Genomic DNA, 24,071 nt, shown 5'->3' on the forward strand with positions numbered 1-24,071 from the left:
ACGTTCCGACCCCGACAAGGAGCCGCCATGCCGCATGTCTTCGTCAACTACCGCACCGGCGACGGTGAGCAGGCCGCCACCACCATCGCCCGCGACCTGTCGCACCGCTTCGGCGAAGGGCTGGTCTTCCGGGCGAGCGAGTCCATTCAGCCGGGGCAGCTCTACCCGGACGAGTTGCTCGCCGGTGTCCGCCGCAGCGACGCCCTCCTCGCCCTGATCGGTCCCGGCTGGCTGGACGCCCCCGATCCGGCCCGTCCCGGGCGCAGGGCGCTCGATGACGCCGAGGACTGGGTGCGCAAGGAGATCCTGGAAGCCCTTATGGAGGGAACGCTGGTCGTTCCCGTACTCATCGGACGCCGGACGGAACGCCTCAAGGCCGCGACGCTCCCCCAGCCGCTGGCCCGGCTCGCCTACGTGCAGTCCCTGCGCTACGACCACCAGCAGGCGTCGACGGACCTCGGCAGGATCGCCGAGGTGCTCTCGGAGCTGGTCCCGGGTCTGGAGGAAGACAGCGCCGCCGAACCCTCCGCACACCCCGCCGGTGACGGCTCCACCGCCAACACGGTCACGGGCGACGGTGACGGCCACATCCAGGCCCGCGACATCACCGGAGGCGTCACCTCCACGGTGATCCGCGACGCGCACGGTCCTCTCAACACCGGTCCGGCGGCGCAGCACGTGCACCAGCCGCACCTGGAGGGCGAAGGCGCCACCTACGTCAGCGGCGACAACAAGGGGGGCGTGCGGCACCGGTTCGGGGAGCGGCGATGACCACTCCATCCGCCTCGTCCAACTCCTCCAGCCACGTGGCGGACGCACGCGGTCCGCTCCACACGGGCCCGGGCGACCAGCACATCTACTACGGGCTCTCCTACGGGGACATCAGGGCGTCCGCGTCGTCCGACCGCAGCGGCCGCGATCCCCGTCAGATCGCCGTGGAGGAACTCCGCGCGCTGCGGCGGCGGTTCGTGGACCCCGCGGGCAGCGACCGGGCCCGTGAGCTGCTGGAGGACAAGCACGCCGTCATGCTCACGGCAGGCCGCGGACACGGCGCCCGTGCGGCGGCGAAGGTCTTCCTGTGTCAGCTCCCGCAGGGCAGCCGGCGGTTCCGTGAGCTCGTCGACCAGGCGGAGGAGGGCGATACCGCGGGCCGCGCCCTGGACCGGGAACAGGTGGAGCGGGGAGCCGCCCTGCTGCTCGACCTGTCCGCGGTCCCCTCGCGCCGCTATGAGACCTTCATGGCGGAGCTGCCCTGGTTCCTCAAGGTCGTGCGGGCGTGCGACGCCTGGCTGGCCGTCGTCCTGCCGGTCCAGTGGCGGGCGGGGTTCGAGCACGTCTTCCGCGGGCTCGTCGTCGGACTCGAGCGCCCCGACCCGGCCGCCGTACTCCAAGCACACCTGCGCGAGGGGGGCATCCGCGTCCGGCGGGCCGAGGTGGCCGTGCCCGAGCTGGAGCACGAGCTGAGGACAGCCACCATGGCCCAGACGGCGGACCTGAGCGAGGACATCAGGGCCGCCCGGGAGGGCGCCCCGCCAGGGTCCCAGTTCGCCACCTGGCTCAAAACAGCTCTCGCCACACGCGCTCAGGGGGCGCAGGACGTCGAAACGCACCTGTCCGGGCTGGACAGCGGTGCGCAGCGTGCCCTCCTGCTGACGACGGCGCTGCTGCACGGGGCACGTACCGACACGGTCCACGAGGCCGCCGTCCGGCTCGCCCGGGCGGTCGAACACCCCGAAGTGGCCACGCCCCTGCTGCACCACCGCACGCTGACCGCCCGGCTCACCGAGATCAAGGCGGCAGCCCACCGGGGCCGCGTCCGCTTCACGGTGGCAGGCTACGACGCCGGCGTACGCCGCTGGTTCTGGGACAACTATCCGCAGCTGCGCGGACCGCTGGCCGACTGGCTCCGCGCGGCACCGGGCTTCACGGCGTTGGAGCGCGCCGACCGGCTCGAACTGGTCACCCGCTTCGCGCACGAGCGCCTGCGCACCGGGCCCCCGGACGGTCTGGCGGCACTGGCTGAGCGCTGGTCCCGGCCGTCCGCCTCGCAGGAGGAGCTGACGATGGCGGCCAGAGCGCTGGGAGAGGGTGTGGTCCACGCGCGGTACGGCAGCCACTTCAGGCAACAGCTCTACAGATGGGCCCAGGACGCCGCGCTGCCGGCCCACCGCGCCCACGTCGTGATCGGCGTGTGCTCCGAGGTGCTCTCCCGGCGCTTCCCCGACCAGGCCATGATCCGGCTGCGCCACGTGAGCCGGCACCGGGAGCAGGGCGTGCGCGTCACGGCCCGTGAGGCGCTGGCCCGCATCACCGACTCCGACGACCGCCTCTACCGCAGCCTGCTCAGGCGGCTCACGCCGGGTGAGGAGCCCCGAGGCCTCCGCGACCTGGGCATCTTCCTTCACGTCGCCGATCCGGCCCGGATGACGGGCGACGCCACGGTGGCGACGCTGCTGGCGGACCACTGGACGGCCGCGCTCGCCCACCTGCCCCCGCCGCGGTGGCGACAGGCCCTGCGAGCGTGGCTGGAGCGGGCACACACCCGGCCCGCCGCCCGCCGGGCCGCACTGCGGGCGCTGGCCACGGCGTGTGCCAGGCAGCGGGCGGCGTTCGGAGCCGTCTACGCCGCCGCCTGCTCCTGGGCGGCGGGCGACCCCGCACGACAGCACACCGTGAACGCCCTCTGGGAGGCCGCCGGAACCGGGCCGCGCCCCCACCCGTCCCCTACGCCCGCGGCCGCCCGCTGAGCGCCGTGCGCACCGAGAGGAGTCAGGAGACCCCATGAGTTCTGGCCACAAGACGGTGACCGGCTTCTGCACCGTCCTTCTCGGCCTGGTCCTGGTCATCGCCGGCCTCGCCCTGCGCTGGCCGGCCTGGGCCTGGGGCACGGCAGCGGTCGCCTTCGTGTCCGCCTGCCTGGCCATGCGGCGCTGGGCCGTCCCTCCCGTCGACCCGCTCGCCCAGGAGTTCACGGCCGAGCCCGACCGGCCGACCGATCCGCCCGAGCGCAGAGAGGAGACCGTCACCGACGTGGTGCTCCCCTCGGCGGCCCAGGACTACGATTTCAGGTTCTCCGCCACGATCCGCTGGTGGCCCGAGGAGCAGCCCAAGAACAGCGCTCCCTTCAGCCCCGCGGGGGTGGCCGTCAGCGCGGTGCTGGACAGGGCGCGCGAGGTGACCGAGCAGTGGCAGCCGCACCGCGGCTCGGTGGCCCAGCACCGGCTCAGCGGCGAGCTCGCGGTCATGCGCGCCGACCCCGAGGGGCGGGTGCTCGCGATGGCGGAGAACGTGACGCTCACCCTCTCGGAGGCGGACGCCGTACGGCTGCGCAAGCTGGCCGCGGTCCGCAAGGACGAGACGCTGTGGGCGCACGAGCGCCGGTACGAGCGGGATCGCCGCGAGTGCCTGGGCAACGACGTACTCCACGACACCGGCAGCGCCGTGGTGTGGTGGCTCACCAAGAACGACGAGCAGATCCGCAAGACCGTCGACGATCTCGGCGTGCTCGCCCAGCTGACCTCTGCGGCGAACAACGAGGAGGTCCCCGAGCGCTACGCCCACCTGGTGCCGCACCCGACCGGCGTCCCGGAGGGGCCCGCACCGGCTGCGAACGGCTGCCTGAACGGACGCCACGACGGCGACCCGGCCGGCCATGTCAACGGGCACGGGCACGTCGGCGAGCACGGCCACGGGCACTTCGCCGGAAGCGTGCCGGGAGGTGCTCCTCCGTTCGGTGCACCGCTCGAAGCCGGGTTCGAGACGAACGAGGATGTGGCGCCCTCACCGGTGGAGGTCTTCACGGACCTGCTGGCGGCGATGGAGGTCCGGGCCGGCGACCCGGACGCGGGCGTACTGGCCAGAGCGCTGCACGAGGGCGCAGCCAAGATCGCGCGGGAGGGAGCCAGCGAGGCCATCCGGCAACGCTTCGACCCCGCGGCACAGGAGCCGGCCCCGCCGGGTACACCGACCTCGTCGAGCACACAGGGCACACCGGGCACACAGGGCGCACCAGACACCCCGAGCACACCGGGCACGCCGGCCACGCCGGGAGGGGTCGACGACGACACACTGGACGCGCCCGAGTTCTGACCGGCAGAGGCGCGGGCAAAGCCCTGCCATCGCCTTGGGCCGCTCGGCCACACCGGCCCCGGGGAGGGACCGGCGACGGGATTCGAACCCGCGAAGAGATCACTCAAATGGGAAGTAGCCCCCGCCTGCGCACCGGGCGCGTCCACGGTCAGCGTAGGGGCCGCGGCCCGAAGTGGGCGAGGCATATACCGCCCGCCAACGCACCGGGCCGCGCATCTCTCACGCGCACAGACGCACGCCCGTCTCACGCGCACAGTGCGCACGCCCGCGGCCCGCATACCCAAGGCCGCACCCCCGTGCGAAACCCGCACGCCCGAGGCCCGCACTCCCGTGCGCATACGCCCCGCACGCCGGCAGGCGCCCATGCCGGAGGCCCGGCACCCCGCCAGCATGGGGTGCCGGGCCTCCGGTGTGGGCTCGGCGGATGGAGACGGTCGGCGCGGGGGCGAACCCCGACGGGCCGCCGTCCCGACCGGCTACCGTCCCGGCGGGATCGCCGGGGACGGGAGGCGGGACGGGACGAGGGGCCGGGCCGAAGCCCGCCCCTGCCCGGCACGGGCAGGGCGGCCCCGCAGGCCCCGCACCACGCGGCCGGGAACTAGATCCCGGCCGCCTTGCGGAGAGCCTCCACGCGGTCGGTGCGCTCCCAGGTGAAGTCGGGGAGCGCGCGGCCGAAGTGACCGTAGGCGGCCGTCTGCGCGTAGATGGGGCGCAGCAGGTCGAGGTCGCGGATGATCGCCGCCGGGCGGAGGTCGAAGACGTCCGAGATGGCCTGCTCGATCTTCTCGGTGTCGACGGTCGCCGTGCCGAAGGTCTCCACGAAGAGACCGACCGGCTCGGCCTTGCCGATGGCGTAGGCGACCTGGACCTCGCAGCGGGAGGCGAGCCCCGCGGCCACGACGTTCTTGGCGACCCAGCGCATGGCGTAGGCGGCGGAGCGGTCCACCTTGGACGGGTCCTTGCCGGAGAACGCACCGCCACCGTGCCGGGCCATGCCGCCGTAGGTGTCGATGATGATCTTGCGTCCGGTCAGTCCCGCGTCACCCATCGGGCCGCCGATCTCGAACCGTCCCGTCGGGTTGACCAGCAGGCGGTAACCCTCGGTGTCGAGCTTGATGCCCTCGTCGACGAGGGCCTTGAGCTCCGGCTCCACGACGAACTCGCGGATGTCGGGTGCCAGCAGCGAGTCGAGGTCGATGTCGGCGGCGTGCTGGGAGGAGACCACCACGGTGTCCAGGCGCACGGCCTTGTCGCCGTTGTACTCGATGGTGACCTGGGTCTTGCCGTCGGGGCGCAGGTACGGGATCGTCCCGTTCTTCCGGACGGTCGAGAGCCGCTCGGAGAGCCGGTGCGCCAGGGTGATGGGCAGCGGCATGAACTCGGCGGTCTCGTCGCAGGCGTAGCCGAACATCAGGCCCTGGTCGCCCGCGCCCTGCTCGTCGAGCTCGTCCTCATCGCCCTCGACGCGGCGCTCGTAGGCGCTGTCGACGCCCTGCGCGATGTCGGGCGACTGGGCGCCGATGGACTCGGAGACGCCGCAGGAGGCGCCGTCGAAGCCCTTCTTCGACGAGTCGTAACCGATCTCGAGGATCTTGTTGCGCACGAGGGTGGAAATCGGCGCGTAGGCCTTGGTCGTCACTTCACCGGCCACGTGGACGAGACCGGTGGTGATCAGCGTCTCGACGGCGACCCGGGAGTGCGGGTCCTCCTTGAGGAGTGCGTCGAGGATCGTGTCGCTGACCTGGTCAGCGATCTTGTCAGGGTGACCCTCGGTCACGGATTCCGAGGTGAACAAGCGGCGCGACACATCGCTCCCTGGGGTTGCAGCGGCTGCTGGCTGAACATGGGGCGGACCGGTCGGGGGCTGCGCCCAAGCACGGTCCGCGGCCAGTTTATCCATCTCCGCCGGTATCCAATCACGGACTCTCGAACTACGAGACGACTGTGACCTGCCCAATTCGAACTCGCTCGCCACCGTAACCGGGTGGAAGATGCCGACATGTCAGGGCGTGTCGGTCAGTCGCCGCCGGGGTCAAGAGCGCCCTTCCGGCCCCGTTCGACGACGTTCGACGACTTCCGGCCCACTCGGGCGGGCGTCGGATCAGGCCCGCCGAGGGGCCGGAAGCTCCGGTTCCGGACGGTGCCCCCGCGCCTCGGGGCCCAGCCGCTCACCGCTGGCCGGGGACTCGGGGCCCAGCCGCTCACCCCCGGCCGGGGAAGCGCCGCGCGACCAGGTCCCACACGGTCTCGGCGAGGGCCTCCTTCGGCCCGTGGGGCACGGCGGTCTCGCTCCCGTCGGCGCCCAGCACGACGGCTTCGTTCTCCTCGGCACCGAAGGTCTTCGACTCGCCCACCTCGTTGACGACCAGCAGGTCGCAGCCCTTGGCGGCGAGCTTGGCGCGGCCGTGCGCCAGCACGTCGTCGGTCTCTGCCGCGAAGCCGACCACCACCTGCCCGGCACGGGGGCGGTCCGCCGAGAGACCGGCCAGGATGTCCGGGTTGCGGACCAGCGCCAGCGGCTCGGGGTCCTGGCCGTCCTTCTTCTTGATCTTTCCGTCGGCGTAGGAGGCGGGGCGGAAGTCGGCGACGGCGGCGGCCATCACCACCGCGTCCGCGTCGGCCGCCGCCTCGGTCACCGCTTCGCGCAGTTCCCTCGCGCTGCCGACGCGGACGAGGTCCACGCCCGCGGGTTCCGGCAGCGCGCTGTTGGCGGAGACGAGCGTCACCCGAGCGCCGCGCGCGGCGGCCGTACGGGCGAGGGCGTAGCCCTGCTTGCCGCTGGAGCGGTTGCCGAGGAAGCGCACCGGGTCGAGGGGCTCCCGGGTGCCGCCCGCGCTGACGACGACGTGGCGCCCGGCGAGGTCGCATCCCGCGCCCGCCGCGCCCCGGGCGAGCACCCGGCGGCAGACGTCGAAGAGCGCGTCCGGGTCGGGCAGCCGCCCCTTGCCGGTGTCCTTGCCGGTCAGCCGGCCGACGGCGGGCTCGATGACCACGGCGCCACGGCGGCGCAGCGTGGCGACGTTCTCCTGGGTGGCGGGGTGCTCCCACATCTCCGTGTGCATCGCGGGGGCGAAGACGAGGGGACATCGTGCGGTCAGCAGGGTGTTGGTGAGCAGGTCGTCGGCCAGGCCGTGGGCGGCCTTGGCCAGCAGATCGGCGGTGGCGGGCGCGACGACCACCAGGTCGGCGTGCTGCCCGATGCGCACGTGGGGCACCTCGTGGACGGACTCCCACACCTCGGTGGCGACGGGGTTGCCGGTCAGCGCCGACCAGGTGGCGGCCCCGACGAAGTGGAGCGCCGACCGGGTGGGGACGGCACGCACCTCGTGGCCGCTCTCGGTGAAGCGCCGGGCCAGCTCGCACGCCTTGTAGGCGGCGATGCCTGCGCTGACGCCGAGTACGACCTTCGGCCTGGCCTGCCGGCCGCCGCCCGCGCCGGGTGCCCCGGCTGCCTCGTCCCGCTCCTGCGTCACTCGTCTCTCCCCACGCGCGTCCTGGTGCCCCTATGACACACCAGGGGCCCGGCAGTCGCGCTGCCGGGCCCCTGGTGGAAGTGCTACCGACTGGTCACTGACCGACCGGCGGAGCCTCGATGGCCTCGGAGGTGAGGAGGCCGGCGTTGATCTCGCGGAGCGCGATGGAGAGCGGCTTCTCGTGCACGTGGGTGTCCACCAGGGGGCCCACGTACTCGAGGAGGCCCTCACCGAGCTGGGAGTAGTACGCGTTGATCTGGCGCGCGCGCTTGGCGGCGTAGATCACGAGGCTGTACTTGGAGTCGGTGGCCTCGAGCAGCTCATCAATCGGCGGGTTGATGATGCCCTCGGGCGTGGTGATGGAAGAGGACACTCTCTGCCTTCCGAAGGGTGAATGAAGAGGGGATCGATCGCCGTGCGAGCAGCGGCGCGGCACGCGTCCGCACGCTGCGCGGCAGGCACAGCCGAGGCTGCGGGTCAATCGATACGCATCAAGGCTAGCAGCTCGGCGCTGACCTGCTCGACGGAGGTGTTGACCAGGGTCCGGTCGAACTCGGCCTCGGCGGCCAGCTCGGTACGGGCCGCGGCCAGCCTGCGCTCGATGACCTCGGGCGCCTCGGTACCCCGGCCGGTCAGTCGCCTGACCAGCTCGTCCCAGCTGGGTGGTGCGAGGAAGACCAGCTGCGCCTCGGGCATGGACTGCTTGACGAGCCGCGCCCCCTGCAGGTCGATCTCCAGGAGGACGGGCTCTCCCCGCTCCAGGTGCTCCAGCACCGCCTGCCGGGGGGTGCCGTAGCGGTTTCCCGCGAACGCCGCCCATTCGAGCAGCTCACCGTTGGCGACGAGCTTGTCGAACTCCTCGTCGTCGACGAAGAAGTACTGCACCCCGTGACGCTCGCCGGGCCGCGGCTTGCGGGTGGTGGCGGAGACGGAGAGCCAGACTTCGGGGTGGGCCTTGCGCATGTGGGCGACGACCGTGCTCTTGCCGACCCCGGAGGGACCGGAGAGCACGGTCAGCCGCGACGTGCCGACCGGGGGTGCCGGGGTCTCCCCCCGGGGAACTGCAGAACTCATGCAGTGATTATCCCGGTTAACGGGAGTGCCTGAGACCTCAGGCGGCCTTCCCGCCGAACTCCTTCTCCAGGGCGGCGATCTGGTTGGAGCCGAGACCGCGGACGCGGCGGCTCTCGGAGATCCCCAGGCGCTCCATGATCTGCTTGGCCCGGACCTTGCCGACGCCGGGGAGGGACTCCAGGAGAGCGGAGACCTTCATCTTGCCGATCACATCGTTTTTCTGGCCCTGCTGGATGACCTCGTGCAGGGACGCACCGGAATGCTTGAGCCGGTTCTTGACCTCGGCGCGCTCCCGGCGAGCCGCGGCGGCCTTTTCGAGCGCGGCTGCGCGCTGTTCAGGGGTAAGGGGCGGAAGAGCCACGCCTACGTCACCTCGGATGTCGAACTGTCGGATACGGATCGGTGAGGAAACCTACTGCTCCCCCACCTGCGGAGCAACGAGCAACGCGCTTGTGCGCGGTGCTCTCGACGGAGACTAGCGGCAGTGAGGCCAGGAGTCAGCGAGAACAGACGAAAAGTCCTGGTCAGCCTCGCTCGACCAGGACTTTTCTGGACATACCCGACGCATTTTCCGGGGACCACGCGGGTCCCCGGCCCCGATACCGTCCGGCTCAGCCCACTGCTTCGCGCACCTGGTCGGCAAAGCGTGCGGCGGAGTCCCGTAGTCCGGTTGTGGTGGGTCCGTGACGAAGGACTCCCCGGCTCACGCTCGGGACGACATTCCGGGCAGCGGGGCCGAAGACCGCGGGCAGATCGGCGGGCGTCGCGCCCTGCGCCCCGATCCCCGGAGCGAGCAGCGGACCGTTCACGTCCAGCTCGAACGCCGACAGGTCGCCCAGCGTGGCGCCGACCACGGCGCCGAAAGAGCCCAGGGGCCGGGCGCCCGCGTTCGACTCCGCCAGGTGGCGCAGCACGGTGGCCGCCACCGTCGCCCCGTCGGCACCGGCCGCGCGCTGCACCTCCCGGCCCTCCGGATTGGAGGTGAGCGCCAGGACGAAGAGCCCCGCACCGGCGGCGGTGGCCGCCTCCACGGCCGGGGCCAGCGCCCCGAACCCCAGATAGGGGCTGACGGTGAGCGCGTCCGAGAACAGCGGACCCGCCGGATCGAGGAACGCGGCGGCGTAGGCGCTCATCGTGGAGCCGATGTCGCCGCGTTTGGCGTCCATGAGCACCAGCGCTCCGGCCGCGCGCGCCTCGGCCACCGTCTTCTCCAGCACGGCGACGCCGCGCGAGCCGAAGCGCTCGAAGAACGCCGACTGCGGCTTGAGGACGGCCACGCGTCCGGCGAGCGCCTCGACGGTCGTACGGCTGAACCGCTCGAGCCCCGCCACGTCGTCGTCCAGGCCCCAGTCGTGCAGCAGGGAGGGGTGCGGATCGATGCCCACGCTCAGCGGCCCCCGCGTGTCCATGGCGCTTGCCAGCCGGGCGCCGAAGGGCTCCGGTTCCGTCATGCGGCGGCCTCCTCTTCGCGGTGTGCGGCGCCGACGGCCTCGGCGAGGGTGGCGTACGGGCTGGCCGCCAGCAACCGGGCGAGCCCCTCGTGCATCCGGCGCATCCACAGCGGGCCCTCGTACAGGAAGGCGGTGTAGCCCTGCACCAGCGTGGCGCCGGCGAGGATGCGGCGCCACGCGTCCTCGGGGGTGGTCACGCCGCCGACCCCGACCAGCGTGAGCCGGTCGCCGACGCGCGCGTACAGCCGCCGCAGCACCTCCAGCGAGCGGTCGCGGACCGGAGCGCCCGACAGTCCGCCGGCCTCGGCCCTCGACGACGGACCCGCGCTGAGGCCCAGCCCGTCGCGGGCGATGGTGGTGTTGGTCGCGATGATCCCGTCCAGCCCCAGTTCGAGGGCCAGATCGGCGACGGCGTCGACGTCCTCGTCCGCCAGATCCGGCGCGATCTTGACCAGCAGGGGCACGCGGCGTGTGGTGACCGTGCGGTCGGCCGCCTCACGTACGGCGGTCAGGAGCGGACGCAGGTGTGCACTCGCCTGGAGGTTGCGCAGTCCGGGAGTGTTCGGCGAGGAGACGTTGACGACGAGGTAGTCCGCGTACGGGGCCAGCGCCTCCGTGGAAGCGACGTAGTCGGCGGCCGCCTCCTCCTCGGGCACGGTCTTCGTCTTGCCGATGTTGACGCCGACGGTGGTACGGAAGACCGCACGGCGCGCGGCCAGCCGTGCCGCCACGGCGGCCGAGCCCTCGTTGTTGAAGCCCATCCGGTTGATCAGCGCCCGGTCCTCGACCAGGCGGAAGAGCCGCTTTCTCGGGTTGCCCGGCTGGGCACGGCCGGTGACGGTGCCGACCTCGACGTGGTCGAAGCCGAGCATCGCCAGGCCGTCGATGCCCTCCGCGTTCTTGTCGAATCCCGCGGCCAGTCCGAGCGGGCCGTGCATGCGGCGGCCCAGAGCCTCGACGCGGAGTTCCTTGTGGCGGGGGGCGAGGGCCGCGGCGGCGAAGGTGCGGAGGACGGGGGTGCGGGCTGCCGTGCGGATCCAGGAGAAGGCGAGGTGGTGGGCGTTTTCCGGGTCCATCCGGCGGAAGAGCGTGCGGAAGAGGAGTCCGTACATGTGGGTGGTGGGTTCCTGTGGTTGTCATGGCCCCCGCCCCTCCCCCGGACGAGGTCTGGGGGAGGGGCGGGGGGAGAGAGAACGGACTCAGCTCTCGCGGGCCGCGACCAGGTGCTCGGCGTGCTCCTGCAGGGAGCGCACGCTGACCTCGTCGCGGGCCAGGGCCTCGATGCCCTGCACGGCCGCGGCCAGCGCCTGCACCGTCGTCAGGCACGGCACCGACCGGGCGACGGCCGCGGTGCGGATGTCGTATCCGTCCAGCCGGCCGCCGGTCCCGTACGGGGTGTTGACGATGAGGTCGACCTGGCCGTCGTGGATGAGCTGCACGATGGTGGGCTCACCCGCGGGCCCGGGGCCCTGGCTCTGCTTGCGGACGAGGGTGGCGTTGATGCCGTTGCGCTTGAGGACCTCGGCGGTGCCCGAGGTCGCCAGCAGCTCGAAGCCCATGGCGACCAGCTCGCGCGCGGGGAAGATCAGCGCCCGCTTGTCGCGGTTGGCGACGGAGACGAAGGCGCGGCCCTTGCCCGGCAGGGCTCCGTACGCGGCGCTCTGCGACTTGGCGTAGGCGGTGCCGAAGAGCGAGTCGATGCCCATGACCTCGCCGGTGGAGCGCATCTCCGGGCCGAGCACGGTGTCGACGCCCCGCCCCTGCACGTCGCGGAAGCGGTTCCAGGGCAGGACGGCCTCCTTCACGGAGATCGGGGCGTCCAGCGGGAGGTCGCCGCCGTCGCCCTCGGCCGGAAGCAGCCCCTCGGCACGCAGCTCGGCGATGGTGGCACCCAGCGAGATGCGGGCCGCCGCCTTCGCGAGCGGGACGGCTGTGGCCTTGGAGGTGAACGGCACGGTGCGGGAGGCGCGGGGGTTGGCCTCCAGCACGTAGAGGATGTCGCCCGCCATCGCGAACTGGATGTTGATCAGGCCCTGGACGCCGACGCCGCGTGCGATGGCCTCGGTGGAGGCGCGCAGCCGCTTGATGTCGTGGCCGCCCAGCGTGATCGGGGGCAGGGCGCAGGCGGAGTCGCCGGAGTGGATGCCGGCTTCCTCGATGTGCTCCATGACGCCGCCGAGGTAGAGCTCGGTGCCGTCGTAGAGGGCGTCGACGTCGATCTCGATGGCGTCGTCGAGGAAGCGGTCGATGAGGACCGGGTGCCGCTCGATGAGGCCCGCGTGGCGCTCCAGGTAGGACTCCAGGGAGGGCTCGTCGTAGACGATCTCCATGCCGCGACCGCCCAGCACGTAGGAGGGGCGGACCATGACCGGGTAGTTGATCTCGGCGGCGATGCCCTTGGCCTGGTCGAAGGAGAAGGCGGTGCCGTACTTGGGCGCGGGCAGCCCGGCCTCGGTGAGCACCCGGCCGAAGGCGCCGCGCTCCTCGGCCAGCTCGATGGCCTCGGGCGAGGTGCCGACGATGGGCACGCCGTTGTCCTTGAGGTCTTGGGCGAGGCCGAGCGGGGTCTGGCCGCCGAGCTGGACGAGGACACCGGCGACGGGGCCCGCCTGCTGCTCGGCGTGGACGATCTCCAGCACGTCCTCCAGGGTGAGCGGCTCGAAGTAGAGCCGGTCGGAGGTGTCGTAGTCGGTGGAGACGGTCTCGGGGTTGCAGTTGACCATGACGGTCTCGTAGCCGCCCACAGGGGAAGGCGCAGCTCCGAGCGCGAAGGAGGCGTGGACGCAGGAGTAGTCGAACTCGATGCCCTGGCCGATGCGGTTGGGGCCGGAGCCGAGGATGATCACCGCGGGCTTCTCGCGGGGCGCCACCTCGTTCTCCTCGTCGTAGGAGGAGTAGAAGTACGGCGTCTTGGCGGCGAACTCGGCGGCGCAGGTGTCCACGGTCTTGTAGACGGGGCGGATGCCGAGCGCGTGCCGCACCTCGCGCACCACGTCCTCGCGCAGCGAGCGGATGGAGGCGATCTGAGCGTCGGAGAAGCCATGCCGCTTCGCTTCGGCGAACATCTCGGCGCTGAGCTCGGGTGCCGCGGCGACCGCGTCGGCCGTCTCCTTGATCAGGAAGAGCTGGTCGACGAACCAGGGGTCGATCTTCGTCGACTCGAAGACCTCCTCCTGCGTGGCGCCGGCGCGGATGGCGGCCATCACGGTATTGATGCGTCCGTCGGTGGGGCGGGAGGCCAGCTCGAGCAGCTCGGTCTTCTCGCCGAGTTCGGCCGCCGGGGTGGCGAAGTCGAACTGGCTGCCCTTCTTCTCCAGCGAGCGCAGGGCCTTGTTCAGCGCCTCGGTGAAGTTGCGGCCGATCGCCATGGCCTCGCCGACCGACTTCATGGTCGTGGTGAGGGTGGGGTCGGCGGCGGGGAACTTCTCGAAGGCGAAGCGAGGCGCTTTGACCACGACGTAGTCGAGCGTGGGCTCGAAGGAGGCCGGGGTCTCCTGGGTGATGTCGTTGGGGATCTCGTCCAGCGTGTAGCCGACGGCCAGCTTGGCGGCGATCTTCGCGATCGGGAAGCCGGTGGCCTTCGAGGCGAGCGCGGAGGACCGGGAGACGCGCGGGTTCATCTCGATGACGACGACGCGGCCGTCCTCGGGATTGACGGCGAACTGGATGTTGCAGCCGCCGGTGTCGACGCCGACCTCGCGGATGACGGCGATGCCGATGTCCCGGAGGATCTGGTACTCGCGGTCGGTCAGCGTCATGGCGGGCGCGACGGTGATCGAGTCGCCGGTGTGCACGCCCATCGGGTCGAAGTTCTCGATGGAGCAGACGACGACGACGTTGTCGCTCTTGTCGCGCATCAGCTCCAGCTCGTACTCCTTCCAGCCGAGGATGGACTCCTCCAGGAGCACCTCGGTGGTCGGCGAGAGGGTGAGGCCCTGCCCGGCGATGCGGCGCAGCTCCTCCTCGTCGTGCGCGAAGCCGGAGCCGGCGCCGCCCATGGTGAAGGAGGGGCGGACGACGACGGGGTAGCCGCCGAGCTCCTCGACGCCGCGCAGCACGTCGTCCATGGAGTGGCAGATGTAGGAGCGCGCGGACTCGCCGTGGCCGATCTTGCTCCGGACGACCTCGACGACCTCCTTGAACTGGTCGCGGTCCTCGCCCTTGTGGATGGCCTCGGGGCGGGCGCCGATCAGCTCGACGCCGTATTTCACCAGGACGCCGGACTCGTGCAGGGAGATGGCCGCGTTGAGCGCGGTCTGGCCGCCGAGGGTGGGCAGCAGCGCGTCGGGGCGCTCCTTGGCGATGATCTTCTCGACGAACTCGGGCGTGATCGGCTCGACGTAGGTGGCGTCGGCGATCTCCGGGTCGGTCATGATGGTGGCCGGGTTGGAGTTGACCAGGATCACGCGCAGGCCCTCGGCCTTGAGCACGCGGCACGCCTGGGTGCCGGAGTAGTCGAACTCGGCGGCCTGCCCGATGACGATCGGGCCCGATCCGATGACCAGGACGGACTGGATATCGGTGCGCTTAGGCACGCTGGTCCTCCAGGGGTGTGGCGTCGTGCTGGGTGTTTCCGTCGCGCATGAGCTCGACGAAGCGGTCGAAGAGGTAGGCGGCGTCGTGCGGGCCCGCTGCCGCTTCGGGGTGGTACTGGACGCTGAAGGCGGGCTTGTCGAGCAGCCGCAGTCCCTCGACGACGCCGTCGTTCAGGCAGACGTGGCTGACCTCGGCCCGCCCGTAGGGGGTGTCGCTGACCCGGTCGGTGGGCGCGTCGACGGCGAAGCCGTGGTTGTGCGCGGTGACCTCGACCTTGCCCGTCGTGCGGTCCTGGACGGGCTGGTTGATGCCGCGGTGGCCGTACTTGAGCTTGAAGGTGCCGAAGCCGAGGGCGCGGCCGAGGATCTGGTTGCCGAAGCAGATGCCGAACAGCGGGGTGCCGCGCTCCAGTACGCCGCGCATGAGTTCGACGGGCTGGTCCGCGGTGGCCGGGTCGCCCGGACCATTGGAGAAGAAGACACCGTCGGGGTTCACGGCGTCGATGTCCTCGGCCGTCGCGGTGGCGGGCAGCACGTGCACCTCTATCCCGCGCTCGGCCATGCGGTGCGGCGTCATGCCCTTGATGCCGAGGTCGACGGCCGCGACGGTGAACCGCTTCTCACCGTGGGCGGGGACGACGTAGGCCTCTTGGGTCGCGACCTCACCGCACAGGTCGGCGCCCTGCATGGCGGGCGCCTCCCGCACCCGCGCCAGCAGCGCGGCCTCGCCCGCCGCCGCGGCCTCGCCGGAGAAGATGCCGACGCGCATGGCGCCGCGCTCCCGCAGGTGCCGGGTCAGCGCGCGGGTGTCGACCCCGCTGATGCCGACGACCCCCTGGTCGCGCAGTTCCTCGTCGAGGGAGCGGGTGGAGCGCCAGTTCGAGGGGGTGCGGGCCGGGTCGCGGACGACGTAGCCGGCCACCCAGATGCGCGCCGACTCCGGGTCCTCGTCGTTGACGCCGGTGTTGCCGACGTGCGGGGCCGTCATCACGACGACCTGGCGGTGGTAGGACGGGTCGGTCAGGGTCTCCTGGTAGCCGGTCATGCCGGTGGAGAACACGGCTTCGCCGAGGGTCTCCCCCACGGCCCCGTAGGCCCGCCCGCGGAAGGTGCGGCCGTCCTCCAGTACGAGAAGGGCGGGATCTGCCGTCGTACCGGTCGCTCCCCTGGCGGAGGTCCTCATCATGCGCCTTCCTTGTGCTGCTGCGTGGCGGCGGCACCCTTGTCGCCGCTCATTGCGTTGATCTTTTCGACCCAGGCGGCCTGCTCGGCCGAGCGGTCGAAGCGGAATCCGGAGTCGAGCCGCCGTCCGCCGTGCTCCCACGTGACGATCAGCAGGCCGCCCTCGGTGAGCACCTTGCCCGCGATGCCGGTGTCGAGCCGGGCGCCGCACAGCCGCTCGGCGGGGACGAAGAAGTCCTCGGCACCCGGCCGCACGACGTCGAGGCCCCGCGCGGTCAGCGTCAGCTCGACGCGGCTGCGGGTGCCCAGGCCGTGGGCGACGATCCGGTCGAGCCACTGCCCCGCGCTGGTGGAGCCGTGGTACCGCCCGGCCGCCTCCAGCAGTGGCTGCCCGGGGTGCTCGGGGCGCTGCGGGAGCTCGGGCAGGTCACCCTGGAGGGTGCCGCGCCACTTCCAGCCCTGGCGCATCAGCCAGTACAGCAGCGCGATGAACAGGACGAGCCCGACGACCCAGCCGATCCGGGCGGCCCAGTCGGTGACGTCCTGTGATTCCTGTGCGGCCGCCAGTGCGGCCACGGGGTGGTTCAACGTGCTCACACCGCTCACTTCAATGCCCCGTCCACGACCGTCGCGCGGCCCCGCAGCCAGGTGTGGGTGACGCGTCCGGGCAGCTCACGGCCCTTGTAGGGGGTGTTGGCGCTGCGCGAGGCGAAGCCCGCGGGGTCCACGTCTCCACGGTAAGCGGGATCGAGGAGAACCAGGTTGGCGGGCTCGCCGGGCGCCACGGGGCGGCCGTGTCCCGCCAGCCGTCCGATGGCGGCGGGCCGGTGGGACATCCGGTCGGCGACCTGCGCCCAGTCCAGCAGCCCGGACTCGACCATGGTGTGCTGCACGACCGACAGCGCCGTCTCCAGGCCGACCATGCCCATGGCGGCGGCGCCCCACTCGCAGTCCTTGTCCTCGTGCGGGTGCGGGGCGTGATCGGTGGCGACGCAGTCGATGGTGCCGTCGGCCAGCGCCTCACGGAGCGCCATGACGTCGGCCTCGGTGCGCAGCGGCGGGTTGACCTTGTAGACCGGGTCGTAGGAGCGGACCAGCTCGTCGGTGAGCAGCAGGTGGTGCGGGGTGACCTCGGCGGTGACGTTCCAGCCCTTGGACTTGGCCCAGCGCACGATCTCCACGGACCCCGCCGTCGACAGGTGGCAGATGTGGACGCGGGAGCCGACGTGCGCGGCGAGCAGCACGTCCCTGGCGATGATCGACTCCTCCGCGACGGCGGGCCAGCCGGCCAGGCCGAGCTCGGCGGAGACCAGCCCCTCGTTCATCTGGGCGCCCTCGGTCAGCCGGGGCTCCTGGGCGTGCTGGGCGACCACGCCGTCGAACGCCTTCACGTACTCCAGCGCCCGCCGCATGATCACGGCGTCGTCCACGCACTTGCCGTCGTCGGAAAAGACCCGCACCTGCGCGGCGGAGTCGTGCATGGCGCCCAGCTCCGCGAGCTGCTTGCCCTCCAGACCGACGGTGACGGCGCCGACGGGCCGCACGTCGCAGTAGCCGTACTCCCGGCCGAGCCGCCACACCTGTTCGACCACGCCCGCGGTGTCGGCGACGGGGAAGGTGTTGGCCATGGCGTGCACCGCGGTGTAACCGCCCTTGGCGGCGGCGCGGGTGCCGGTCAGCACGGTCTCGGAGTCCTCGCGGCCCGGCTCGCGCAGGTGGGTGTGCAGGTCCACCAGGCCCGGCAGCAGCACGCGCCCCTCGGCCTCGACCACCTCGGCGCCCGCGGCGTCGAGACCGCGGCCGACCCGGGCGATGACGCCCCCCTCGATCAGCACGTCCTGCGGTTCGCCCCCCAGGACCCTGGCGCCGCGCAGCAGTGTCGTCTTCTGATCGGTCATCTCAGTTGTTCTCCTGGGGCATCGGGGTCTTCGTGGGGGCTTCGTCCGTACGGGAAAGCGCCGGCTCGGCGCCGCCGAGCAGCAGGTACATCACGGCCATCCGGATGCTGACGCCGTTGGCGACCTGCTCGACAGCGGCGCAGCGGGGCGAGTCGGCGACCTGCGCGGTGATCTCCATGCCGCGGTTCATCGGCCCGGGGTGCATCACGATGGCGCTGTCCGGCATCCGCGCCATGCGGTCGTCGTCGAGCCCGTAGCGGCGGGCGTACTCACGCTCGGTGGGGAAGAACGCCGCGTTCATCCGCTCCCGCTGGACGCGCAGCATCATCACCGCGTCCGACGTGGCCAGCACGGCGTCCAGGTCGTACGACACCTCGCACGGCCAGCCCTCCACCCCGATCGGCACGAGGGTGGGCGGGGCGACGAGGGTGACGTGCGCGCCCAGGGTGGCCAGCAGGTGGACGTTCGAGCGGGCGACGCGGCTGTGCAGGATGTCGCCGACGACGGTGACGCGCAGCCCGTCGAGTCCCGCGCCCTCCCGCCCGACCAGGCGGCGGCGCATGGTGAAGGCGTCCAGCAGCGCCTGGGTGGGGTGCTCGTGGGTCCCGTCGCCCGCGTTGACGACCGAACCGCCGATCCACCCCGAGGTCGCCAGCCGGTGCGGGGCTCCGGACTCGCCGTGCCGGATGACGACGGCGTCGGCGCCCATGGCCTCCAGGGTGAGTGCGGTGTCCTTGAGCGACTCGCCCTTGGAGACCGAGGAGCCCTTCGCCGAGAAGTTGATGACGTCGGCCGACAGCCGCTTGGCGGCGGCCTCGAACGAGATCCGGGTGCGGGTGGAGTCCTCGAAGAAGAGGTTGACGATGGTGCGTCCGCGCAGGGTGGGCAGCTTCTTGATCGGCCGGTCGGCGAACCTGGCCATCTCCTCGGCGGTGTCGAGGATGAGGACGGCGTCGTCGCGGGTGAGGTCGGCGGCCGAGATGAGGTGACGCTTCATCTGTTGCCTGGGCCTTCCGTGGGGTGGGATGAGGTCGTCGCGAGGGGCGGACGCGGCGCGGCGTGCACGTCGCGCGCCGGTGCGTGCCCCGGCGCGCGGGGTCCGTCCTGACGGCGTGCACGCGGGCGTGCGGTGCGGGCCGCACGGCGGCCGTGCCAGGCCGGACGCGCGGGGCGTGGGTGGCCGGGGGTGCGGCTAGCTTGCGGGGGCGGTGCCGTGGCGAGGACGTTCCGCCGCGTCGTCGACGCCGGCTTCGCCGGCGGCGGCCTCGCGGACGCCGAGCAGCACGCCGTCGTGGCCGTCCTCCTCGGTCAGCTGCACCTTGACGGTCTCGCGCTGCGAGGTGGGCAGGTTCTTGCCCACGTAGTCGGCGCGGATCGGCAGCTCACGGTGACCGCGGTCGACGAGAACGGCGAGCTGGACGGCGCGGGGACGCCCGATGTCACCCAGGGCATCGAGCGCGGCGCGGATCGTGCGGCCCGAGTAGAGGACGTCGTCGATCAGGACGACGAGTCGTCCGTCGACCCCTTCGGCGGGGATCTCGGTGCGTGCGAGGGCACGCGCGGGGCCCAGACGGAGATCGTCCCGGTACATCGTGATGTCGAGCGAGCCGACCGGGACGGCGCTGCCGGTGATCTCCTCGAGCTTGTCGGCCAGCCGCCGGGCGAGGAAGACGCCGCGGGTGGGAATGCCGAGAAGTACCACGTCGTCGGCGCCCTTGGCGCGTTCGACGATCTCGTGTGCGATGCGGATGAGAACCCGCTTGATGTCCGGCGCCTCCAGCACGGGGCGCGCCGGTTGCAGACTGGCGCTGCTGTTGTCCATGGAAATCGGACCTCCTTGGCCGCCTCACGGGACGGGACTTAAAGGACGTCTTGTCGTCGTCGCCCCACGCTACCAGGACCGCTCGGGCGCCCTCGCGCAGGGGCCGCACCAGCCGTCTGGCCCCCCTCGGCTTGACGCGGCACATTACGCTGCGTAACCTCACAGTGAGTTACGAAGAGCGCGGCGCAGCGAACCGCGTGGCGCAGCCGCTCAGCGAGATCCAGCGTCCGGGGAGCCATATGTCCAGCGAATACGCCAAACAGCTCGGAGCCAAGCTCCGCGCCATCCGCACCCAGCAGGGCCTCTCCCTCCACGGTGTCGAGGAGAAGTCCCAGGGCCGCTGGAAGGCGGTCGTGGTGGGCTCGTACGAGCGCGGCGACCGGGCCGTGACCGTCCAGCGCCTCGCCGAGCTCGCGGACTTCTACGGGGTGCCGGTCCAGGAGCTGCTGCCGGGCACCACCCCCGGCGGAGCCGCCGAGCCGCCGCCGAAGCTGGTGCTCGACCTCGAGCGCCTCGCCCACGTGCCGGCCGACAAGGCGGGCCCGCTCCAGCGGTACGCGGCGACGATCCAGTCGCAGCGCGGGGACTACAACGGCAAGGTCCTCTCCATCCGCCAGGACGACCTGCGCACACTGGCCGTGATCTACGACCAGTCCCCCTCCGTGCTCACGGAGCAGCTCATCAGCTGGGGCGTCCTGGACGCCGACGCGCGGCGGGCCGTCTCCCACGAAGAGGTCTGAGAGCGCGCCTCCCGCCGCAGGACACCCCGTCGAGCGCCTCTCGTAAGACGGCGGAACCGGCGGTGCCGAGCCGACCGCACCCGGCCACGTCCGGCGGGTGCGGCCGGTTCGGCACCGCCGTTTTCCCTACGGCGGCACAGGAGCCGACGCTCCGGCGCACAGGAGCCGACGCGTGCGGCGCGCAGAAGACGCCTTCGCGCGTCGCACCGGAGACGAAGGGGGTGCCTTCTCGCGGGAGAAGGCACCCCCTTCGGCGGCGGGAGACCGGGCGTCAGCGCAGCAGCGTCGGCTTGAGGTCCTTCAGCCGGCCCAGCAGGCCGTTGATGAAACCCGGGGACTCATCGGTCGAGAACTCCTTCGCCAGTTGAACGGCCTCGTCGATGACGACGGCGTCCGGGACGTCCTCGCTCCACAGCAGCTCGTAGACACCGAGCCTGAGGATGCTGCGGTCCACGTCCGGCATCCGGTCGAGGGTCCAGTCCACCGCGTAGGTGGACAGCAGTTCGTCGATCCGTGCGGCGTTCTCCGCGTAGCCCTCCACGCAGGTCATCGCGTACTCGGAGACGGGCGGCTGACGGGTGTCCGTCCGTGCGAGCCGCAACCAGTCGGCGAGCACGGTCCGCACGTCGGCGCCGCGTTGGTCGGCCTCGAAGAGGATCTGGAAGGCGCGTTTGCGGGCCTTGTTGCGTGCGGCCACGGTTAGCTGTTCACCCGGCCGAGGTACTCGCCGGAGCGGGTGTCGACCTTGATCTTCTCGCCGGTGACGATGAAGAGCGGCACCTGGATGCTGTAGCCGGTCTCCAGTTCGGCGGGCTTGGAGCCGCCCGTGGAGCGGTCGCCCTGGACACCCGGCTCGGTGTGCTTGATCGTCAGATCGACGGCGGCCGGCAGCTCGACGTAGAGCACCTCTCCCTCGTGCTGGGCGACGGTGGCGTCGAAGCCCTCGATCAGGTAGTTGGCCGCGTCGCCGACGACCTTGCGTTCGACGTGGAGCTGGTCGAAGGTCTCCATGTCCATGAAGACGAAGTAGTCGCCGTCCATGTACGAGAACTGCATGCCCCGTCGGTCCACGGTGGCCGTCTCGACCTTGGTGCCCGCGTTGAACGTCTTGTCGACGATCTTGCCGGACAGGACGTTCTTCAGCTTGGTACGGACGAAGGCGGGGCCCTTGCCCGGCTTGACGTGCTGGAACTCGACAACGGACCAGAGCTGGCCGCCGTCGAGCTTGAGCACCATGCCGTTCTTGAGGTCGTTCGTGGATGCCACGGTCGCGGAATCTCCTGAGACTGCTGCGGAGACCAGGGCGCTGCCGCACCCTACGGCCCGTGGGCCCGACCCCGGCAGGGGTCAGAGGGCGAGCAGCTCCTTGGTCGTGATGGTGAGTAGCTCGGGTCCGCCGTCCGCCTGCGGGCGGACGACGAGCGTGTCGTCGATCCGGACGCCGCCCCGGCCCGGGAGATGGACCCCCGGTTCGACGGTGACCGGCACACGAGCGTCAAGTTTACCCACGGCCTGAGGCGACAGCCGAGGGTCCTCACCGATTTCCAGCCCCACACCGTGCCCCGTCGACTCTCCGAGCGCCGCACCGTACCCGGCGGCGCCCAGCACCTGGCGCGCCGCCCGGTCCACCTCGCGGCACTCGGCCCCGGGGCCCAGCGACTCCCGCGCGGCCCGCTGAGCGGCGAAGACGACGTCGTACAGTTCGACCTGCCAGGCGTCCGGCGCGGTCCCGATGACGAACGTGCGACCGATCTGACAGCGGTACCCGCGGTAGCGCGCCCCCAGTCGTACCGAAAGAAAATCGCCCTCCTCCACCCGCCGGTCCGTCGGGCGGTGCCCCGGCAGCCCCGAGTTCGGCCCCGTGGCCACCGACGTGGGGAAGGCGGCGCCCTCGGCCCCGTGATCGATCAGCCTGCGCTCCAGCTCCAGCGCCAGGTGCCGCTCCGTACGCCCCACCAGGATCGACTCCAGCAGCTCGCCGAGGGCCTGGTCGGTGATCTCCGCGGCGACGCGCAGCGCCGAGATCTCCTCCTCGTCCTTGACCACCCGCTGCTGCTCCACGACCAGGCCGAGGTCGGCCAGGTCCACCGAGGGCGCGGCGGCGGTCAGCGCACGGTGCCTGGCGACCGTCAGGTGGTGCTCCTCCACGGCGAGCGCGCGGGCACCGCCGCGCTCGGCGAGCGAGGCGGCGAGCACCGCCGCGTCGCCACGGGCACCGCCCTGCGCCTCCCCCTCCCCCGCCTCCGACGGCGCCCCGGAGGGGCCGCCCGGCACGTCCAGGGTGATCTCTTTCAGGTCGTCGGCCGGGTGGGCGCCGTTGGCGGGGCCCTGGCCCGGGGCCGAGACGAGGACGTCCCGGCCGTCGGCGCCGAGCAGCAGCACGCTGCCCGGCGCCGCACGACCGGTCAGATAGCGGACGTTGGCGGGGCGGGAGATCAGCACCGCGTCCGCGGGACCGTCGTGGGCGGTGCTCGCCGCACAGCGGTCGCGCAGCCGGGCGCGGCGGGACACATGCACCTCGGACATATGCCGAGGGTACGCAGCGCGGGGCGCGCGGGCCGCCCGGACACGGCCGTGCGGACGAGCGGATTGCGATTGTCGGGTCAGCCGAGGGTCGTTCCGGGTGGCGGGGCGTGCCGGTCACCAGCTGACCGGGCTGGCGAGGCTGCGCGCGACGACGTTGTCGAGCATCTGCGCCGTGCTCGCGATGTCCTGCCGCGAGTTGTCGATGATCGGCAGCCCCGAGCTGTACCAGCCCGCCATCCGGCCGTGGATGTGGGCCACCTCCTCGTCGGCCAGGCGCCGGTTGCCGCTGCGCTGCGCGTTGCGCTCCAGCACGATGTCCAGCCCCGGCAGCAGGACCACGGGGATGAGCCCGGGGCCCACGTGCCGTTTCCAGCCGCCGAGGCCGATGACGGGCCAGTCGGGGAAGACGGCGTCGTCCAGGATGCAGGAGATGCCGTTGGCCAGGAAGTTACGGGCGGCGAAGCCGCAGGTGCGGCGGGCGAGGCGGTACTGGGCTTCGGAGTTCTCGTTCCAGCCCGTCTGGGGGTCGGAGAAGCCGGAGCGCACCCACTCGCGCACGTCGTCGAGGCTGATGTGGGAGGTGGGCACGGCGCGGTGGTCGGCCCAGTACCGCGCGACCGTGGTCTTGCCCGCGCCCGCCGGGCCGATGAGCAGGACCGCGACGGCGGCCCTGGTGGCGTCCAGCTGGGCCGGGGTGGCGTCCGGCGCCGGTATCTCGACCGGCGCCCCCGGCCCCAGTCTGACGTGACCGGTCGCCTCGGCCGGAGGCATGCTGCCGCCCGGCTGCGCGGGCGCGCCCGCGGGGGGCGCGGGGGCGGACTGCGGCTGAGCCGGGAGGGGCTGCTGCGGGTGCTGGGGGTGGGCCTGCGGCTGGGGTGGCGCCGGTGGCTGGAGCGGTGGTTGGTGCGGCGGCTGCTGAGGGGGGTGGGGAGGCTGCGGGGCCGCCCCCTGACCCGGGCCCGGCGGCTGCGGCTGCGGCTGCGGCTGCGGCTGCGGCTGTGCAGGCTGCGGCTGCGGCTGCGGCTGTGCAGGCTGCGGATGGGGCTGTGCAGGTTGCGGCTGGGGCTGGGGAGGGTGTGGCGGCGGGGCCTGCGCGTGCGGAGGGTGCGGAGAGAAGCCACCCGCCGCGAGACCGCCCGGCGACGGTGCGGGGACGGGCCACTGTGCCCCGAAGCCTGGGTGGGCGCCTTGGGCACCGCTGTGCTGCATCCGGACCCCAACTCCGTCTCAAGGTGTGCGAGCGTCGCCGCGCAACGCCCGGTGTGATGCTGTGCGTTCGGC

At 72.1% G+C, this 24,071-nt stretch carries 21 protein-coding genes; 4 read left to right on the forward strand and 17 right to left on the reverse strand.

Annotated features, from left to right (window positions below):
• The first annotated feature begins 27 nt into the window (after positions 1-27).
• The 3 genes from MMF93_RS05025 to MMF93_RS05035 are packed head-to-tail and all read left to right on the forward strand — an operon-like array spanning position 28 to position 4,089.
• Positions 28-771, forward strand: coding sequence for a toll/interleukin-1 receptor domain-containing protein (locus MMF93_RS05025; protein ID WP_242749856.1), 744 nt, complete (start codon positions 28-30; stop codon positions 769-771).
• Positions 768-2,747: a hypothetical protein gene (locus tag MMF93_RS05030; protein ID WP_242749857.1), complete on the forward strand. Its 1,980-nt coding sequence runs from the start codon at positions 768-770 to the stop codon at positions 2,745-2,747. Before MMF93_RS05025 ends, MMF93_RS05030 begins: the two co-directional genes overlap by 4 nt.
• A 34-nt stretch (positions 2,748-2,781) precedes the next feature.
• The gene (locus MMF93_RS05035) at positions 2,782-4,089 is read left to right on the forward strand and encodes a hypothetical protein (protein WP_242749858.1); all 1,308 of its coding nucleotides are present in this window, start codon (positions 2,782-2,784) and stop codon (positions 4,087-4,089) included.
• 598 nt (positions 4,090-4,687) lie between these two features.
• Here the strand turns inward: MMF93_RS05035 and metK are convergent.
• The 13 genes from metK to pyrR all read right to left on the reverse strand — a co-directional run bounded on the left by metK (position 4,688) and on the right by pyrR (position 19,524).
• A complete protein-coding gene (metK, locus tag MMF93_RS05040; protein WP_114015652.1) occupies positions 4,688-5,896 on the reverse strand; it encodes a methionine adenosyltransferase in 1,209 nt (402 codons plus the stop codon).
• A 394-nt stretch (positions 5,897-6,290) separates the two neighbouring features.
• Entirely contained in the window at positions 6,291-7,562 is a 1,272-nt protein-coding gene (gene coaBC / locus MMF93_RS05045; protein ID WP_242749859.1) for a bifunctional phosphopantothenoylcysteine decarboxylase/phosphopantothenate--cysteine ligase CoaBC, read from the reverse strand.
• 94 nt (positions 7,563-7,656) lie between these two features.
• Positions 7,657-7,935, reverse strand: a complete 279-nt coding sequence (gene rpoZ, locus MMF93_RS05050) for a DNA-directed RNA polymerase subunit omega (RefSeq protein ID WP_114020647.1) — start codon at positions 7,933-7,935, stop codon at positions 7,657-7,659.
• A gap of 104 nt (positions 7,936-8,039) precedes the next feature.
• Complete coding sequence (gene gmk / locus MMF93_RS05055) at positions 8,040-8,636, reverse strand: guanylate kinase (RefSeq protein ID WP_242749860.1); 597 nt, start codon at positions 8,634-8,636, stop codon at positions 8,040-8,042.
• A 37-nt stretch (positions 8,637-8,673) separates the two neighbouring features.
• Positions 8,674-8,997, reverse strand: a complete 324-nt coding sequence (locus MMF93_RS05060; protein ID WP_114015655.1) for an integration host factor — start codon at positions 8,995-8,997, stop codon at positions 8,674-8,676.
• A gap of 250 nt (positions 8,998-9,247) precedes the next feature.
• On the reverse strand, positions 9,248-10,087 hold the full coding sequence (gene pyrF / locus MMF93_RS05065) for an orotidine-5'-phosphate decarboxylase (RefSeq protein WP_242749861.1): 840 nt from the start codon (positions 10,085-10,087) through the stop codon (positions 9,248-9,250).
• Positions 10,084-11,199 (reverse strand): quinone-dependent dihydroorotate dehydrogenase, encoded by a 1,116-nt coding sequence (locus MMF93_RS05070; protein ID WP_242749862.1) that lies wholly within the window; start codon positions 11,197-11,199, stop codon positions 10,084-10,086. The genes pyrF and MMF93_RS05070 overlap by 4 nt, the downstream gene beginning before the upstream one ends.
• A gap of 87 nt (positions 11,200-11,286) precedes the next feature.
• The gene (gene carB / locus MMF93_RS05075) at positions 11,287-14,622 is read right to left on the reverse strand and encodes a carbamoyl-phosphate synthase large subunit (protein WP_242749863.1); all 3,336 of its coding nucleotides are present in this window, start codon (positions 14,620-14,622) and stop codon (positions 11,287-11,289) included.
• The gene (gene carA, locus MMF93_RS05080; protein WP_242757265.1) at positions 14,615-15,805 is read right to left on the reverse strand and encodes a glutamine-hydrolyzing carbamoyl-phosphate synthase small subunit; all 1,191 of its coding nucleotides are present in this window, start codon (positions 15,803-15,805) and stop codon (positions 14,615-14,617) included. The genes carB and carA overlap by 8 nt, the downstream gene beginning before the upstream one ends.
• Positions 15,805-16,401: a PH-like domain-containing protein gene (locus MMF93_RS05085; protein WP_242749864.1), complete on the reverse strand. Its 597-nt coding sequence runs from the start codon at positions 16,399-16,401 to the stop codon at positions 15,805-15,807. The genes carA and MMF93_RS05085 overlap by 1 nt, the downstream gene beginning before the upstream one ends.
• A 5-nt stretch (positions 16,402-16,406) precedes the next feature.
• Positions 16,407-17,702: a dihydroorotase gene (locus MMF93_RS05090; protein WP_242749865.1), complete on the reverse strand. Its 1,296-nt coding sequence runs from the start codon at positions 17,700-17,702 to the stop codon at positions 16,407-16,409.
• Between the two features lies 1 nt (position 17,703).
• On the reverse strand, positions 17,704-18,699 hold the full coding sequence (locus MMF93_RS05095; protein WP_242749866.1) for an aspartate carbamoyltransferase catalytic subunit: 996 nt from the start codon (positions 18,697-18,699) through the stop codon (positions 17,704-17,706).
• 195 nt (positions 18,700-18,894) lie between these two features.
• Positions 18,895-19,524 carry a bifunctional pyr operon transcriptional regulator/uracil phosphoribosyltransferase PyrR gene (gene pyrR / locus MMF93_RS05100; RefSeq protein WP_242749867.1) on the reverse strand — a complete coding sequence of 210 codons (630 nt, stop codon included), beginning with the start codon at positions 19,522-19,524 and terminating at the stop codon, positions 18,895-18,897.
• Positions 19,525-19,763: 239 nt separating this feature from the next.
• On the opposite strand from pyrR, the gene bldD reads away from it, so the two are divergent.
• Positions 19,764-20,264, forward strand: coding sequence for a transcriptional regulator BldD (gene bldD / locus MMF93_RS05105; protein WP_114020637.1), 501 nt, complete (start codon positions 19,764-19,766; stop codon positions 20,262-20,264).
• Between the two features lie 271 nt (positions 20,265-20,535).
• Here bldD and nusB read toward each other — a convergent pair whose 3' ends face one another.
• The 4 genes from nusB to MMF93_RS05125 form a co-directional block, all read right to left on the reverse strand.
• Positions 20,536-20,961, reverse strand: a complete 426-nt coding sequence (gene nusB, locus MMF93_RS05110; RefSeq protein ID WP_114015664.1) for a transcription antitermination factor NusB — start codon at positions 20,959-20,961, stop codon at positions 20,536-20,538.
• 2 nt (positions 20,962-20,963) lie between these two features.
• Positions 20,964-21,530: an elongation factor P gene (gene efp, locus MMF93_RS05115; RefSeq protein WP_242749868.1), complete on the reverse strand. Its 567-nt coding sequence runs from the start codon at positions 21,528-21,530 to the stop codon at positions 20,964-20,966.
• Between the two features lie 81 nt (positions 21,531-21,611).
• Positions 21,612-22,790 carry an aminopeptidase P family protein gene (locus MMF93_RS05120; RefSeq protein ID WP_242749869.1) on the reverse strand — a complete coding sequence of 393 codons (1,179 nt, stop codon included), beginning with the start codon at positions 22,788-22,790 and terminating at the stop codon, positions 21,612-21,614.
• 114 nt (positions 22,791-22,904) lie between these two features.
• The gene (locus MMF93_RS05125; protein ID WP_242749870.1) at positions 22,905-23,999 is read right to left on the reverse strand and encodes an AAA family ATPase; all 1,095 of its coding nucleotides are present in this window, start codon (positions 23,997-23,999) and stop codon (positions 22,905-22,907) included.
• Positions 24,000-24,071: the final 72 nt, after the last annotated feature.

It is taken from the genome of Streptomyces tubbatahanensis (assembly GCF_022699385.1).
Classification (GTDB): Bacteria; Actinomycetota; Actinomycetes; order Streptomycetales; family Streptomycetaceae; genus Streptomyces; species Streptomyces diacarni.